We start from the raw sequence: 14,887 nt of genomic DNA on the forward strand, positions 1-14,887 counted from the left end.
CTCTACACCCCCCCCGCCGGCCCGCCCGGCCCCGGCGGGCTGGAGGTGGAGGGCCTGGTCACGACCGCCTTCCCCGGCCGCGGCCTGGACCTGTCGATCCGCCCCGGCGAGATCGTGGGCCTCGCCGGGCTGGTCGGCGCCGGCCGCACCTCGCTGGCCCGCGCGCTGTTCGGCATCGACCCGCCCCTGGCCGGCGAGGTGCGGCTCGACGGCCGCCGCCTGGCGATCCGCTGGCCCGGCGACGCGGTGGCCGGCGGGATCTACCTGGTGCCGGAGGACCGCAAAAAGGACGGGCTGGTCCTCGACATGCCGATCGCCGAGAACATCACCCTGGCCAGCGCGTCGCACTATGCCCATGGCGGGCTGATCGACACCGCCGCCGAGGCCCGGGCGGCCGAGGCGCAGCGGGCCAGCTTGCGCATCAAGACGCCGGACTGCCAGGTGCGGGCGGGCACGCTGTCGGGCGGCAACCAGCAGAAGGTGGTGCTGGGCAAGTGGCTCAGCATGGCGCCGAAGGTCATCCTGTTCGACGAGCCCACCCGCGGCATCGATGTCGGCGCGAAAGGCGAGATCTACGCGCTGATGCGGGCGCTGTCGGATCGCGGCGTCGCCATCCTGATGATCTCCTCCGACATGGAGGAGGTCTTAGGCGTCAGCGACCGCATCCTGGTGATGCATGAAGGCCGCATCAGCGGCGGGCTGGACCGCGACGCCTTCAGCGAGCAGGCGGTGCTGCGGCTGGCCATCGGCCATGAGATGGAGCGCGCATGAGCAAGAAGGAACTCGGCCTGGCCGTGCTGCTGATCGTCATCGGCGGCATCACCGCGGCGCTGAACCCGCTGTTCCTCTCCGGGGTCAACCTGCTGAACATGGCCAATCTGATCGGCCTCTTCGGCATCTTCGCCATCGGCCAGGGGCTGATCATCATCACCGGCGGCATCGATCTGTCCGTCGGCTCGATGTTCGCGCTGCTGGGCGTGGTGCTGGTCGACCTTCTCGTGAACTTCGAGCTGGCCTGGCCGCTGGCGGTGCTGGCGGTGATCGGGCTGGGATTGCTGCTCGGCCTGCTGCACGGGCTGCTGGTGACGCGGATCCGGCTGCAGCCCTTCGTCGTCACGCTGTGCGGGCTGCTGATCTATCGCGGCATCGCCCGCTACTACACCGAGGATTCGACCAGCGGCTTCGGCTATGCCGGCGACATCGACACCATCACCTGGCTGGCCTCGGGCCGCAGCTTCGGCATCCCGCATCCCTTCATCATCATGCTGCTGGTCGCCGGCATCATGGCGGTGGTGCTGCACCGGACCGTCTTCGGCCGGTATCTCTACGCGGTCGGCCGCAACGAGGAAGCCGCGCGGCATTCCGGCATCGACACCAACAAGGTGATCACCGGTGCCTATCTGCTGGGCGGCGCGCTGGCCGGGCTGTCGGGGGTGCTGCTGGTCTTCTACACCTCCTCGGTCTCGCCATCCTCCTTCGGCAATTTCTACGAGCTCTACGCCATCGCCGCCGCCGTGCTGGGCGGCTGCTCGCTGCGCGGCGGCGAGGGCAGCATCCTGGGCATCGTGCTCGGCACCGTGCTGCTGCAGATCCTGCAGAACCTGGTGAACATCCTGGGCATCCCCTCCTCGCTGAACTTCGCGGTGATGGGCGGCGTCATCCTGCTCGGCGTCATCGCCGACCAGCAGCTGGGCCAGCGCAAGCAGCGCATCCAGCTCAGCCGGGCGCAGGGGACGGCGGCGGCGCCGGCGGAATAGCCCCCGGCCGTCGCCTGTCAGAGCAGGCGGCATTCCAGCTTCAGCGCTTGCAGGAACTGCGCCGGGCCGGGCGCGCCGGCGCCGGGGCTGGGGATCTGGATGGTCGCCATGATCAGCTTGGCCTGGCTCCCCGCGGTCAGGGTGAAGCCGGGCTGCACCCTGGCGAAGCTGATCTTGCCGATCGGCGTGATGTCCAGCACCCGCACCCCGAGGCGCTGGCCGCCGGCATGCCGGTTCTGGAACAGCACGTGGTACTCGACCTGGGCGCCGCCGCGGGCGCCCGGCACGAGGTTGGTATAGGCGCTGTTGGCCACCAGGCTGCCGTCGCAGAACTGCGCCTGCTGCGCCGCGGCGGGGTTCAGGCCCAGGGCAACGGCGAGGGCGACGGCAAGGCCGGTCAGGGGAGGCAGGCGGGACATGGTGGAGCGTCTCCGACGGGGCGATGGCGGCATGGTGCCGCGCCGCCCGACGTACCGCCATGCCGTGTTTCCTATCGCGCCGATAGGGCAGCCCCATCGGCGCGATGCGGCCTACCGCCCCAGATGCCGGTCGAAGAAGCCGGCGATCTCCAAGAAGGCCTCCTGCACCTCGGGGATGCGGTCGTCGCGGTAGAACTGCGCATGCGACTGCCCCTCATAGACCTGCAGCGAGGCCTCCACCCCGGCCTGGCGCAGCGCGCGGTGCATGCGCGCCGTGTTGCTCAGCAGCAGGTCGCGGGTGCCGGTGGTCAGGATGGTCGGCGGGAAGCCGCGCACATCGCCATAGACCGGCGACAGCAGCGGGTCGGCCAGGTCGTGCCCATTGGCGTAGAAGCGGGTCGCCGCGTCGCAGAAGCCGTCCGGCGAGACCAGGACATTGTCCACCATGGCATTGGTCTGGAAGCTGTCGCCCTGCTTCGTCACATCGGCCATCGGCGTGCCGGGGGCGATGGCGCCGGGCATGGGCAGGCCCTCGGCCTTGGCACGCAACATCATCGACAGCGTCAGCGCGCCGCCGGCCGAGCTGCCGAAGACCGCGAGGTTCGCCGGCGGCACCATCCGCGTCGCCGCCTTGTAGACGGTGACCGCATCGTCCAGCGCCGCCGGGAAATAGGCCTCGGGCGGCATGCGGTAGTCGACGGCGATGACCTTCATCCGGGCGAAGCCGGCCAGGAACATCGCCTCGGGCAGCGCCGCCTCGCGCGGGTTCAGCACGTAGCAGCCGCCATGCACATGCACCGCCAGACGGTTCCGATTGGCTTCGGGGATCTCGGCCGGGGTGATGGTGTAGGCGCGGACGCCGTCGATGGTGGTGGGCTCGATGGCCAGCTTCAGGCGGCCCGCGATGGCCTGGACCAACGGCGCCGCGGTGGCGGCGGTGCCGTCGGACAGCTGGCGCCAGCCCTCCGGCGTGGTCGGCGGCTTGTCCCAGTTGGTGCGCAGCGGCTGGGCGATGATCGCCTGCATGGCCGGGCTGACCGTGCCGGGGACCGGCAGGCTCTTGGCCGGGGCCTCGCGCGGGGCGAGCGGCGCCTGCGCCTGGACAGGGGACACGATCAGCCAGGCCGCGGCAGCCGGCGCAGCCAGGCGAAGCAGATGGGCTCTCATGGACAAGATTCCTCCCGCGGGCCTGTGCCCGGCCCTGCGGGGAAAGGTTCGATCTTTTGCCGGTCGTTGCGCCAGGAAAAAGCGGCTCCCTGCGTCAGGGCCGGGCTGCCGGCGGCGCCGCGCGGCCAGGATCCTGACGTATTCGTCGCTCAGCGGGTGGTCCTTCGTCCTCGTGGACAGTTCGACGAGCCGGTCGCGCATCAGCGCAGCGTCACGCTGCGGCGCGGTCTGCGCGATCAGAGGGCTCGGACCGTCGCGCCCTGATCCCCAGGGCCGACGTCCATGGAGGCCAGCGATGACGCCCCTGCCGGAAGCAGGACGGCGGAATCCCTTGGCCTCAGCCCGCCGGCAGGAAGCTGCCGCGCGGCACCAGCTCCGCCGGCAGCCGCAGCGCGCGGGCCGGCTGCGGGTCGCCTTCCAGCCGCGCCTGCAGGATCTCGATGGTGGCCGCGATCATCGCCGCCACCGGCTGGCGCAGCGTCGTCAGCGCATAGCCCGGCCAGCCCGCCATCGGGATGTCGTCGAAGCCCAGCACCGCGACATCCTGCGGCACCCGCCGCCCGGCCGCGTGACGCAGCGCGTCCATGCCGCCCAGCGCCAGGATGTCGTTGGCGAAGAAGATGCCGTCGGCGCCGCCCGCCTGCAGCGCCGCCCGATGCCCGGCCTCGTAGGAAAAGTCGCCGGCCGCAATGCGCCGCGGCGCGCGCAGCCCCCGCGCCGCGAAGGCCGACAGAAAACCGCGCTCGCGTTCCTGGCTGGTCGAGGTGTCGGGGCGGCCGGCCACGAAGACCAGCTCCTGCCGGCCGGCCTCCAGCAGCGCCTCGGCCGCCAGGCGGGCACCGCCAGCATTGTCGCAGGCGACGCTGTCCAGCGGCGTGGGGCCGGAGGCGGTGCGGTTGAACAGCACCGCCGCCCGCCCGTCGCCCAGCCAGTGCGCAGCACCCGCCGAGGACAGGCTGGCCGAGGTGAGCACCACCGCATCCACCTGGTACTGCCGCAGCCGCGGCAGGCAGGCATCGGCCTGCTGGCCGGGGGGAACGGTCAGCAGCAGCGCCTCGAAGCCGGCGGCCTGCAGCGCCAGCGTCATCTGCTCCAGCACCGCCGGGTAGAAGGGGTTCTGCAGCTCGCCCATCACCAGGCCGACGATGCGGCTGCGACGGCGGGTGAGCGCGGCGGCGATGCCGTTCGGGCGGTAGTTCGCCGCCGCCGCCGCCTCCAGGATCCGCGCCCGCATCGCCGGTGCCACCGAGGCGGCCGGGTCGAAGGCGCGGCTGACCATGGACTGGGAAACGCCGAGCTGCCGCGCCAGGTCGCGCGCGGTCACGGCGCTTCCCATGGCCATCTCAGGCGTTCTTGCCGCCGTAGCGGCGCACGCGGATATCCGCCTGGGCCTGGTGGCCGGCGAAGTTCTCGATGGCGCAGAGGCGCGAGCAGTATTCGCCGACCATGGCGCTGGCCTCCGGCTTCACCTCCTGCCAGGTGCAGGTCTTGATGAACTTGCCGACCCAGAGCCCGCCGGTGTAGCGGGCGGCCTTCTTGGTGGGGAGCGTATGGTTGGTGCCGATCACCTTGTCCCCATAGGCCACATTGGTCTCCGGGCCCAGGAACAGCGCGCCGTAGTTGCGCATGTTGTCGCGGAACCAGCGCGGGTCGCGGGTCATCACCTGGACATGCTCGGAGGCGATGTCGTCGGCGACCTGCAGCAGCTCCTCGTCGGTGTCGCAGAGGATGACCTGGCCATGGTCGCGCCAAGCGACCGAGGCGACGTCGGCGGTCGGCAGCGTCTTCAGCTGGCGCTGGATCTCTTCCTCGATCCCCTCGGCGATCTTCTTGGAGGTGGTCAGCAGCACCGCCGGCGAGGTCGGGCCGTGCTCGGCCTGGCCCAGCAGGTCGGTGGCGCAGATCTCCACGTCGGAAGTGTCGTCGGCGATGATCAGCGTCTCGGTGGGGCCGGCGAAGAGGTCGATGCCGACGCGGCCATAGAGCTGGCGCTTGGCCTCGGCGACGAAGGCATTGCCGGGGCCGACCAGCATGTCGACCGGCTTGATCGTCTCGGTGCCGATCGCCATCGCCGCCACCGCCTGGATGCCGCCCAGCAGATAGATCTCATCGGCGCCAGCCAGGTGCATGGCGGCGACGGTGGCGGCAGGCGCCACGCCGTTCAGCGGCGGGGTGCAGGCTATGACCCGCGGCACGCCGGCGACCTTGGCGGTGAGCACCGACATGTGGGCGCTGGCCACCATCGGGTAGCGGCCGCCGGGGATGTAGCAGCCGACGCTCTCGACCGGGATGTGCTTGTGGCCCAGCGTCACGCCCGGCAGGGTCTCGACCTCGACATCCTGCATCGAGGCGCGCTGCACCTCGGCGAAGCGGCGGATCTGGGTCTGGGCGAACTTGATGTCCTCGATCACCTGGGCCGGCAGGCTGTCGACCAGCTCCTGGATCTGGGCGGCGGACAGGCGGAAGCTCTCCGGCGACCACTTGTCGAATTTCTGCGACAGCTCGCGGACGGCGGCGTCGCCGCGGGCCTCGACATCGGCCAGCAGCCCCTCGACGGTCTGGCGGACCTTGCGGTCGTATTCGGCGGTCTCGGCCGCCTCGGCGCCCTTTTTCAGATAGCGGATCATGGCGTGTCTCCCTCTTGGCGCGGGGAGGCTGCGCCTGCTTGCATACGGATGCAAGGGCTTTTGCATCCGTATGCAATCACAGCACGATTACTCGGCTGTCCAGCCGCCATCGACCATCAGCGCGCTGCCGGTCATCAGCGCCGAGGCATCCGAGGCCAGGAAGACCACCGCCCCCATCAGATCCTCGACCTGGCCGACCCGGCCCAGCTTGATCTTGCCCAGCACCCAGTCGCGGAAGGCCGCATCCTCGAAGAAGGGGCGGGTCAGCGGCGTCTCGATGAAGGTCGGGCAGAGCGTGTTAACCCGGATGCGATGCGGGCCGAGCTCGATCGCCATGGCCTTGGTCATACCCTCCATGGCGTGCTTGCTGGCGCAGTAGACGCTGCGCCGCGGCCCGCCGACATGGCCCATCTGCGACGACAGCTGGATGATCGAGCCGCCCTGCCCCGCCGCCACCAGCCGCCGCGCCACCGCCTGGGCGATGAAGAAGGCGCCGCGCACGTTCAGCGCCATGACGGCGTCGTAGTCCTCGGGCGCGACCTCGAGGAAGGGCGCCGGGCGGTTGGTGCCGGCATTGTTGACCAGGATGTCGAAGGGCGGGCGGGTGGACAGCGCCTCGGCCACCGCCGCCGGGTCGCTGGCGTCCAGCGGCAGGGCCTCGGCGCTGCCGCCGGCCTTGCGGATGGCGCCCGCGGCGGCCTCGATCTCGGCCGTGCCGCGGGCGGCCAGCGCCACATGCGCGCCGGCCTCGGCAAGCGCCGCGGCGGCGGCCAGGCCGATGCCGCGCCCGGCGCCGGTCACCAGCGCCCGGCGGCCGTCGAGGCGCATCGAGGGGGTCTTGGGCAGCTGCATGGTCACGTTCTCCCGTTTCGGTTGTGCCGCCAGTATGCCCGGATGCGGGCTTCCGGCTACCGGCGGGCTTCGCGCGGGTCGCGTTCGCCTTGTGGTTGCAGGCGGTGCGGGGCCTGCGGGAAACCTCGCCAAAACCTTGAAATCTCAAAAATATTGCAGAATTAGGCCGTGTCTTTCGGCGTTTCGGGCACCTTGTTTCTCTTTTTTTTAAACAATGTCTCCATTCTTAATACGTTTCAAAAGCGAAAAACCTTTCCTGATTTCGCGCATAGGTGGTAGGAAATGCGCGTCCAGATTGTGGGGAACCAAGAGATGCGCGTACTTCTGGTTGAAGACGATCTCACCACCGCGCGCGGCATTTCGATGATGCTGAAGGCATCCTCGATGATCGCCGACACCGCCGGAACGGGCGAAGAAGCGCTCGAGCTCGCCGGCCTCTATGATTACGACATCATCATCCTCGACATCATGCTGCCGGATATGGAGGGGTATGAGGTGGTGCGGCGGCTGCGCGGCAACCGGGTCGAAACCCCTGTGCTGGTGCTGTCGGGCCTGTCGCGGCCGCAGGCCAAGGTGAAGGCCTTCGGCATGGGCGCCGACGACTTCATCACCAAGCCTTTCGACCAGCAGGAGCTGATGGCGCGGCTGCAGGCCATCATCCGCCGCGCCAAGGGCTTCAGCCAGCCAACCCTGTCGGTGGGCTCGCTGACGCTGAACCTGGGCTCGCGCGACGTCCGCGTCGCCGACCGCGAGGTGCATCTGACCGGCAAGGAATACGCCATCCTGGAGTTGCTGACGCTCCGCAAGGGCCTGGTCCTGACCAAGGAGGTGTTCCTCAATCACCTCTATGGCGGCATCGACGAGCCCGAGGCGAAGATCATCGATGTCTTCATCTGCAAGCTGCGCAAGAAGCTGGCCCAGGCCGGGGCCGGCGACCTGATCGGCACCGTCTGGGGCCGCGGCTATGTGCTGCGCGACCCGGCCAATCTCGGCGCCCGTTTCCCGGTGGCCGACATGCCGCCGGCCCCCGCGCCGAACCAGCCGCAGGTCGCGGCCTGAGCCGGAACACCCCGCCCTGGTCGCATCCAGGGCGGGGCGCCCGCTTGCAGGAGGCCTGGCTCACAGCAGGCTGCGGTTCTCCGCCAGGCCATAGGCGCCGCGCTCGCCGGTGACGGGGACCAGCCGCTCGGTCAGGCCCAGCACCGTCTCGGCGCCGCCGAGATAGAGCACCCCATCCGGCGCCAGCTGCGCCGCCAGGGCGTTCATCACCTTGCCCTTGGTCGGCGGATCGAAATAGATCAGCACATTGCGGCAGAAGATGACGTCGAAGCGGCCCAGCGCCTTGTGGTCGCCCAGCAGGTTGCGCTCCTCGAAGCGGGCCATGCCGCGCAGGTCCGGCGAGACGCGCCACTTGCCGCTTTCCTGCCGGAAGTATTTGACCAGCATCTGCACCGGCAAGCCGCGCTGCACCTCGAACTGGGTGAAGACGCCGTCGCGGGCGCGGTCCACCACCTCCCGCGACAGGTCGCTGCCGAAGATCTCGGCATCCTTGATGCCCAGCTCGCGCAGCACCATCGCGATGGAATAGGCCTCCTGCCCGGTCGAGCAGGCGGCCGACCAGATGCGCAGCCGGTGCCCGGGCGGTCGCGCGCCCTGCAGCTTCGGCAGCAGCCGCTTCAGATGCTCGAAAGGCTTGCCGTCGCGGAAGAAGCTGCTTTCGTTGGTGGTCAGCGCCTCGGTGACGGTGCGCGCCAGCGCCTCGGCCCGGGCGTCGCGCAGGCGGATGGCCAGCGCGTCCATGTTGACGATCCCCTCCTGCTTCAGGATGGGCGCCAGCCGCGTGTCCAGCATGTATTCCTTGTCCGGCGTCAGCACGATGCCGGAGCGCGCCTTCACCAGCGCCGCGATCGAGGCGAAGCTATCCGCGTTCATGCCATTCCTCCGGCGGTCAGGCCCGCCGCGCCGAATTGCGTCAAGACCTTCTCCGCCAGTTGCTCGGGCGGCAGCAGCATCTGGGCGAGGCCGGCCTTGGCCACCGCCCCGGGCATGCCCCAGACGACGCTCGAAGCTTCGTCCTGGGCGAAGACCGTGCCCCCCGCCGCCGCCACCGCCTTGCAGCCCAGCATGCCGTCCTGGCCCATGCCGGTCAGGATCACCGCCAGCACGCGCCCCTCGCAGGCGGCGACCACGCTGCGCAGCATCGGATCCACCGCGGGTCGGCAGAAATTCTCCGGCGGATCGGCGGTCAGCCGCGCCGTCAGCGCGCCGCCCGCATTCTCCACCAGCAGGTGCCGGTCACCCGGCGCGACATAGATCCGGCCGGGCTGCAGCGGCGCCTTGTCGGTCGCCTCCGCCGCCGGCGGGCCGCCGAGCCGGGACAGATGGTCGGCCAGCATGGCCGTGAAGCCGGCCGGCATGTGCTGCACCACCACGATCGGCACTGGCACCGGCGCGGTCAGCCGGCGGACGAAGGCGGCCAGCGCCTGCGGGCCGCCGGTGGAGGAGCCGATCGTCAGGATGCGCGGCCGCCGCGGCGGCCCGGCCGGGCGGGGCGCCAGGCTGGGTGCTGCCGGCGGCGGCGCCATCGGCGTCGCGGCCGGCAGCCCCACGCCCGGCAATCCACTGGGCAATCCACTGGGCAGTCCACTGGGCAATCCACCGGGCAATCCCGTTGGCAATCCCGCCGGCAGGCCGCGCACCGGCAGCGCCGGCGGCAGGCCGAGCGGCCCGACCTGGGCCGGCATCGTCGTCGTCACAGCCACCGGCGGCGGCACGGCCGGCGTCGCGGCCGCCGGCGGCGGAGCAGCGGCGGCAGCCGGCGGCCCGGCCGGGCGCGCCAGCGGACGCTGCGGCAGAACCGGCGGCGGCGGCACCGGACGGGGCGCAGCGCGCATCCGCGCCCAGCCCTTCACCTTGGCCAGCAGGTCGGCGCGGAAGGCGGCGTCGTTCATGCCGCCGCCGCCGGCCGCGCTGGGCTTGGGCACATAGTCGACGGCGCCGGCGCGCAGTGCGGCCATGGCGGTGCTGGCGCCGTGCTCGGTCATGGCGCTGGCCACGATCACCGCCAGCCCCGGCTGCAGCTTCAACAGCAGCGGCAGGGCGGTGATGCCGTCCATCACCGGCATCTCCAGATCCAGCAGCAGCACCTGCGGCCGGGCGACCGAGGGCATGGCCTGGATCGCCTCCAGCGCCTGCTGCCCGTCGCCGGCGCGGCCGATCACCTGGATCGCCGGATCGCTTTCCAGCAGCCTGGCATAGGCGGCGCGGACGGTGGCGCTGTCGTCGCACAGCATGACGCGCACCAGCGGCCCGGTCGGCGCCAGCGCCGCCGCCGCCGCCGGAGACGCCGCCGGAGACGCCACGGGAGACCCCGCCGGAGAGGTCCCGGCCGCCGCCGGCAGGCTGCCCGCACCCGCGCCCTCCGGCGCCAGCGTCGCCGCCCCCGCCGTGCCGGTGGCCCCGGCCGCGGCGGGGGTCGCCCGGCCCGGCAGCGGCAGGGTCACGGCTCGGCTTCTTCGGCGACCAGGCCCAGCTGCACCAGCTTGCCGGTCAGGATCGCGTCGTCGAAAGGCTTCATGATGTATTCCTGCGCGCCGGCGCCGAGGGCGGTGACGATGCGGTCGAACTCGCTCTCCGTCGTGCAGAGCATGATCACCGGCTCGTCCGGGCCGAATTCGGCGCGCGCCGCCTTGAGGAATTCCAGCCCGTCCATCACCGGCATGTTCCAGTCCAGCAGCACCAGCTTCGGCAGGCTGGCGCGGCAGGATTCCAGCGCCTGCTGCCCGTCCTCGGCCTCGCTGACCTGGAAGGCATGGCGCTCCAGGATGCGGCGCGCCGCCTTGCGCACCACGCGGCTGTCATCGACCACCAGGCAGGTCTGCGGGGCCTCCATCACCATCCCTCCTTCACCCGATCGCCAGGATGCGATCGACATCGAGCACGATCAGCAGCCGGTCGTCCTGGCGGTGCACCCCGCGCGACACCTCGCGCCAGACCGGGTCCAGGGTCGGCGGATTGCCGGCGAAGCCGTCGCCAGGCAGCGGCACCACCTCCCCCACCGCGTCGGAGAGCAGGCTGTAGAGCTCGCCCGCCTGCTCGACGACGACGCTCATCGGCGGGCCGGCCTTGGGGTTGCGCTCCGGCAGGCCGAGGCGCCGGCGCAGGTCGATGGCGGTGACGATGCGGCCGCGCAGATTGAGGCTGCCCGCCACCTCGCGCGGCGCCAGCGGCACCCGGGTGATCGATTGCGAGGCCAGGATGTCGCGCACCGCCAGCACCGGTACGCCGCACAGCTGCCCCGCCACCGTCAGCGTCAGGAACATTTCTGCAGCACTGTCGCCCAGGCCCACGGCCCGCGCCGCCACCGCGGCCGCCGCATTGCCCGCCTGGCCGCCGGATCCCGGCCGCGCCGCGCCGCCGGGCTGCATCTCGCTCTGCACTGGCTTCTCCTTTCTTGCTGCTACGGCCCTGGTTCCGACGGCATCGCGTCAGGCCATGGCCGGCGCTGGCAGATGCTGCTGCAGCGCCGCCAGCAGGGCATCGCGGTCGGATTTTCCGACATAGTCAGTGAAGCCGGCGGCGATGGCCTGGCGCACCTGCTCGGGCTCGACCCGGCCGGACAGCGCGATCATTGGCAGCGCCTGCCAGGGACCTTCGGCGCGCACCGCCCGCGCCAGGCCGATCCCGTCCAGATCGGGCATCTCGATGTCGGAGACGATGATATCGAACATCGCCCCCTGCTCGCGCAGCTGCAGCGCCTGGTTGCCGGTGTCGACCGCGACCACGTCGTAGCCGCAGGCGGTCAGGCCCGGTACCAGCAGGTGGCGGAAGAAGGCGCTGTCCTCGACCAGCAGCAGGCGGCGCACCAGCTGCGCCAGCGAGGGCGGGCGGAACCAGTCGTCGCCCGCCTGACGCAGCCACCAGGCGCAATCCATCACATCGGTCACCTTGCCGCCGATCACCGCGCTGCCCAGAAAGCCCGGCATCTCGCTGGGCCCCTCGATCAGCAGATGCGCCTCGACCACGTCGAGGATGCTGTCGACCATCAGCCCCATGGCGCGGTCGCGGTCGTTGAAGACCAGCACCGCCTGGCGCCGCCCGGGCTCCGGCGGCATCCAGCTGCCCGACATCGGCACCAGCGGCATCAGCTTGCCGCGATACTGCACCAGGGTCTTGCCGCCGGAATGCTCGATGCTCTCGACCGGAAGATCCTCGAGCCGTGCGACGAGCCCCAGCGGCACCGCCTTCGGCGTGTCGTCGCCGGCGCGGAACAGCAGCAGCGCCGTGCGCTCGGTGGAGCGCTGGCCGCGCAGCCCTTCCGGCCCGCGCGCCGCATCCTCGCTCGGCCCGTCGGCGCCGACGCCCGTCGCGCGCGCGATGCCATTGGGATCGAGGATCATGATGACGCTGCCATCGCCCAGGATGGTGTTGCCGCTGAACATGGTCACATGCCGCAGGATCGGCGCCACCGGCTTGACCACGATCTCCTCGGTGTCGAAGACCTTGTCGACGATGATGCCGAAGACATTGGCGCCGACCTGGGTGACCACGACGAAGCCTTCATCGGCCTTGCCCCCCTCCTGGCCAGCCGCCATCTCCAGCTGCAGCAGGTTGGACAGCGAGACCAGCGGCAGCAGCCGGTCGCGCAGCCGCATCACCGGCGTCGCATGGATCCGCTCGATCTGCGCGCCTTCGCTGCTGCCGCCGGCGCGCACCAGCTCGACCACGCCGATCTGCGGGATGGCGAAGCGCTCGCCGCCGGCTTCCACGATCAGCGCCGAGACGATGGCCAGGGTCAGCGGGATCTTGATGTAGAAGGTCGTGCCCTTCCCCTCGACCGAGCGCAGGTCGATGGTGCCGCCGATCTTCTCGACATTGGTCTTCACCACATCCATGCCGACGCCGCGACCGGAGACCGAGGTCACCGCCGCCGCCGTCGAGAAGCCGGCGCGGAAGATGAAGTGCTGCACCTCGCGCTCGCTCATGCCCGCGAGCTCGGCCTCGGTGGTCAGCCCCTGGCTCAGCACCTTGGCCTTGATCTTCTCGACCGAGAGGCCGCGGCCGTCATCGCCGATCTCGATGATGATATGGCCGCCCTCGTGATAGGCGTTCAGCAGGATGCGGCCGATCTCGGGCTTGCCGGCGGCGCGGCGCTGCTCGGGATTCTCGAGGCCGTGGTCGCCGCTGTTGCGCACCATATGCGTCAGCGGGTCCTTGATCAGCTCCAGCACCTGGCGGTCGAGCTCGGTCTCGGCGCCCTTCATCACCAGCTCGATCTTCTTGCCCAGCTCGTTGGCCAGGTCGCGGACGATGCGCGGCAGCTTCTGCCAGGCATTGCCGATCGGCTGCATGCGGGTCTTCATCACCCCCTCCTGCAGCTCGGAGGTGATATGCGACAGCCGCTGCAACGGCACGGTCAGCGCCGCGTCGCTGCGGGCGCGCACCAGCTGCAGCAGCTGGTTGCGGGTCAGCACCAGCTCGCTGACCAGGGTCATCAGGTCTTCCAGCACGTCGACGGCGACGCGGATGGTCTGCGGCGGCGCTGCGGCCGCGCCAGCGGCGGGGGCCGCCGCGCCACCGGCCGCAGGGGCCGCGCCGGCGGCGACGGCCGGGGCAGGCTCGGGCTCCTCCTTGGCCGCCGGCGCAGCAGCCGCGGCCGGCGGCGGTGCCACGGCCACCGGCTCGCTCGGCATGGCGTCGAAAGCGGCTTCGGCCGCGGCGGCGGAGGCCTCGGGCGAGGTGTCGGCGGCGGCGGCGGCGGCCGGCGTCGGTGCCGCGGCGGCCGCCGCCGATTCGCCCCGCCAGGCGGCGTCCAGCCGGGCGATCAGCGCGGTGTCGTCGCCGCCCGGCTCGCTGCCCGTCGCCTCCAGCCCGGAGACGATGCTCTTCAGGCAGTCCAGCGCCGAGAGGATCAGCGTGATCCCCTCCGGCGTCACCAGCAGCGAACCCTCGCGGTAGCGGCCCAGCACGTTCTCGGCCGCATGCGCCACCTTCTCCAGCCGCGACAGGCCGAGGAAGCCGCAGGTGCCCTTGATGGTGTGGACGTTGCGGAAGATCTCCGACAGCGTCGGCCGGTCGTCCGGCGCCTTCTCCAGCTTCAGCAGCGCCACGTCGAGCGCCGCCAGCCCCTCATTGGTCTCGGTCAGGAAGTCGGCGAGAAGGTCGTCCACGGCGTTCCCCGGCAATCGGCTTGAAGGCGGCAGCGTTGGATGGCGTCATCCGCAGCCTGGGGGCGCCGTGCCGAAGAAAGCGTAAAGCCCGCGGGGCAGTTGGTGGCTCCGTCTCAGCTCCGGCCGGATTCGTTGCTTCCCGAGTCGGCGGGTGCCGACTCGACCGGCACCAGCAGCAGCGCCGCCGCCGCCTCCGTCCCCGCCGTCCCCGGCTCCAGCCGCGCCGCCCAGCCGGCCAGCCCCGCCAGCCGCAGCAGCATCCGCCCCAGCACCTCGCGCGGACCGCCGGGGCCGTCGCCCTCCAGCACCGGCGCCAGGCTGGCAGGCCAGGCCGCCAGCCGCCCGACCGGGCGCAGCCGCAGCCCGGCCTCCCAGCCGCCATCCGGCGCGGTCGCCCGCACCGTGCCGCCGCGCGGCAGCGCCTCCCCCGCCAGCATGGCGGCAACCAGCAGCAGCTGCGCCACCGGCGCCGGCAGCGCCGCCCCGGCCGGCAGGGCCGACAGGTCCAGCGTGGCGCGGCCGCCGGCCAGCATCCCCTCCAGCAGGCTGCCCACCTCCGACAGGGCCAGCGGCCCGGTCCCCGCCCCGCAGGCGGCGCGCCAGAATTTCAGCCGCCGGCGCAGCTCGGCGGCGGCGTCGCGCGCCAGCTCCCCCGCCTCGGGCTCGTCCGCCAGCAGGTCGATGGCGCCGGCCACCGTGCCCAGGGGCCCCACCAGGTCGTGGCACAGGCGCGCGCAGAGGTCCTGCGCCAGCATCGCTTCCGCATCCATGGCCAAGATCGCTCCGCTTCCTGCCGCGCCCTAGCCCGTCCGGGCTTCACGGGGGGTTAACATCACGCTTCCGTGACTGTACGGCAGCATGGCGCGGGCTGGCCGCGGCTGCCAGCCTCGGTCACC

The 14,887-nt window shown here is 71.4% G+C and carries 14 protein-coding genes; 3 read left to right on the plus strand and 11 right to left on the minus strand.

Annotated features, from left to right (window positions below):
- On the plus strand, positions 1 to 771 hold a 771-nt coding region (locus tag BKE38_RS23415), incomplete at its 5' end, for an ATP-binding cassette domain-containing protein (protein WP_131829705.1).
- The gene (locus BKE38_RS23420) at positions 768 to 1,757 is read left to right on the plus strand and encodes an ABC transporter permease (protein ID WP_076959638.1); all 990 of its coding nucleotides are present in this window, start codon (positions 768 to 770) and stop codon (positions 1,755 to 1,757) included. The genes BKE38_RS23415 and BKE38_RS23420, both read left to right, overlap by 4 nt.
- A 17-nt stretch (positions 1,758 to 1,774) precedes the next feature.
- On the opposite strand, the gene BKE38_RS23425 is transcribed toward BKE38_RS23420, so the two are convergent.
- The 5 genes from BKE38_RS23425 to BKE38_RS23445 form a co-directional block, all read right to left on the minus strand.
- Positions 1,775 to 2,176 (minus strand): hypothetical protein, encoded by a 402-nt coding sequence (locus BKE38_RS23425; RefSeq protein WP_076959639.1) that lies wholly within the window; start codon positions 2,174 to 2,176, stop codon positions 1,775 to 1,777.
- Between the two features lie 111 nt (positions 2,177 to 2,287).
- The gene (locus BKE38_RS23430; protein WP_076959640.1) at positions 2,288 to 3,343 is read right to left on the minus strand and encodes an alpha/beta hydrolase; all 1,056 of its coding nucleotides are present in this window, start codon (positions 3,341 to 3,343) and stop codon (positions 2,288 to 2,290) included.
- Between the two features lie 337 nt (positions 3,344 to 3,680).
- Positions 3,681 to 4,667, minus strand: a complete 987-nt coding sequence (locus BKE38_RS23435; protein ID WP_207553651.1) for a LacI family DNA-binding transcriptional regulator — start codon at positions 4,665 to 4,667, stop codon at positions 3,681 to 3,683.
- 19 nt (positions 4,668 to 4,686) lie between these two features.
- Positions 4,687 to 5,970, minus strand: a complete 1,284-nt coding sequence (gene hisD / locus BKE38_RS23440; protein WP_076959641.1) for a histidinol dehydrogenase — start codon at positions 5,968 to 5,970, stop codon at positions 4,687 to 4,689.
- Positions 5,971 to 6,057: 87 nt separating this feature from the next.
- Positions 6,058 to 6,822, minus strand: coding sequence for an SDR family NAD(P)-dependent oxidoreductase (locus BKE38_RS23445; RefSeq protein ID WP_076959642.1), 765 nt, complete (start codon positions 6,820 to 6,822; stop codon positions 6,058 to 6,060).
- Between the two features lie 312 nt (positions 6,823 to 7,134).
- Between BKE38_RS23445 and ctrA the strand changes: the two genes are divergently transcribed.
- Positions 7,135 to 7,881 carry a response regulator transcription factor CtrA gene (gene ctrA, locus BKE38_RS23450; protein WP_076959643.1) on the plus strand — a complete coding sequence of 249 codons (747 nt, stop codon included), beginning with the start codon at positions 7,135 to 7,137 and terminating at the stop codon, positions 7,879 to 7,881.
- Positions 7,882 to 7,941: 60 nt separating this feature from the next.
- Here the strand turns inward: ctrA and BKE38_RS23455 are convergent, their stop codons facing one another.
- The 6 genes from BKE38_RS23455 to BKE38_RS23480 all read right to left on the minus strand — a co-directional run bounded on the left by BKE38_RS23455 (position 7,942) and on the right by BKE38_RS23480 (position 14,761).
- On the minus strand, positions 7,942 to 8,754 hold the full coding sequence (locus BKE38_RS23455; protein WP_076959644.1) for a CheR family methyltransferase: 813 nt from the start codon (positions 8,752 to 8,754) through the stop codon (positions 7,942 to 7,944).
- Positions 8,751 to 10,325: a chemotaxis-specific protein-glutamate methyltransferase CheB gene (cheB, locus tag BKE38_RS23460; RefSeq protein ID WP_083747812.1), complete on the minus strand. Its 1,575-nt coding sequence runs from the start codon at positions 10,323 to 10,325 to the stop codon at positions 8,751 to 8,753. Before cheB ends, BKE38_RS23455 begins: the two co-directional genes overlap by 4 nt.
- Positions 10,322 to 10,714: a response regulator gene (locus BKE38_RS23465; RefSeq protein WP_076959645.1), complete on the minus strand. Its 393-nt coding sequence runs from the start codon at positions 10,712 to 10,714 to the stop codon at positions 10,322 to 10,324. The genes cheB and BKE38_RS23465 overlap by 4 nt, the downstream gene beginning before the upstream one ends.
- A 13-nt stretch (positions 10,715 to 10,727) precedes the next feature.
- A complete protein-coding gene (locus tag BKE38_RS23470; RefSeq protein ID WP_408887432.1) occupies positions 10,728 to 11,261 on the minus strand; it encodes a chemotaxis protein CheW in 534 nt (177 codons plus the stop codon).
- Between the two features lie 48 nt (positions 11,262 to 11,309).
- Positions 11,310 to 13,991: a hybrid sensor histidine kinase/response regulator gene (locus BKE38_RS23475; protein ID WP_076959646.1), complete on the minus strand. Its 2,682-nt coding sequence runs from the start codon at positions 13,989 to 13,991 to the stop codon at positions 11,310 to 11,312.
- 113 nt (positions 13,992 to 14,104) lie between these two features.
- Positions 14,105 to 14,761: a histidine phosphotransferase family protein gene (locus tag BKE38_RS23480; protein ID WP_076959647.1), complete on the minus strand. Its 657-nt coding sequence runs from the start codon at positions 14,759 to 14,761 to the stop codon at positions 14,105 to 14,107.
- Positions 14,762 to 14,887 lie beyond the last annotated feature (126 nt).

The sequence above is a fragment of the Teichococcus deserti genome (assembly GCF_001982615.1).
Taxonomy (GTDB): domain Bacteria; phylum Pseudomonadota; class Alphaproteobacteria; order Acetobacterales; family Acetobacteraceae; genus Pseudoroseomonas; species Pseudoroseomonas deserti.

What these genes read in the sequence shown, in the direction of transcription:
- BKE38_RS23420 (WP_076959638.1), top strand. Translation starts at nt 768, where the DNA reads ATGAGCAAGAAGGAACTCGGCCTGGCCGTGCTGCTGATCGTCATCGGC.
- BKE38_RS23425 (WP_076959639.1), bottom strand. Translation starts at nt 2,176, where the DNA reads ATGTCCCGCCTGCCTCCCCTGACCGGCCTTGCCGTCGCCCTCGCCGTT.
- BKE38_RS23430 (WP_076959640.1), bottom strand. Translation starts at nt 3,343, where the DNA reads ATGAGAGCCCATCTGCTTCGCCTGGCTGCGCCGGCTGCCGCGGCCTGG.
- hisD (WP_076959641.1), bottom strand. Translation starts at nt 5,970, where the DNA reads ATGATCCGCTATCTGAAAAAGGGCGCCGAGGCGGCCGAGACCGCCGAA.
- BKE38_RS23445 (WP_076959642.1), bottom strand. Translation starts at nt 6,822, where the DNA reads ATGCAGCTGCCCAAGACCCCCTCGATGCGCCTCGACGGCCGCCGGGCG.
- ctrA (WP_076959643.1), top strand. Translation starts at nt 7,135, where the DNA reads ATGCGCGTACTTCTGGTTGAAGACGATCTCACCACCGCGCGCGGCATT.
- BKE38_RS23455 (WP_076959644.1), bottom strand. Translation starts at nt 8,754, where the DNA reads ATGAACGCGGATAGCTTCGCCTCGATCGCGGCGCTGGTGAAGGCGCGC.
- BKE38_RS23465 (WP_076959645.1), bottom strand. Translation starts at nt 10,714, where the DNA reads ATGGAGGCCCCGCAGACCTGCCTGGTGGTCGATGACAGCCGCGTGGTG.
- BKE38_RS23480 (WP_076959647.1), bottom strand. Translation starts at nt 14,761, where the DNA reads ATGGATGCGGAAGCGATGCTGGCGCAGGACCTCTGCGCGCGCCTGTGC.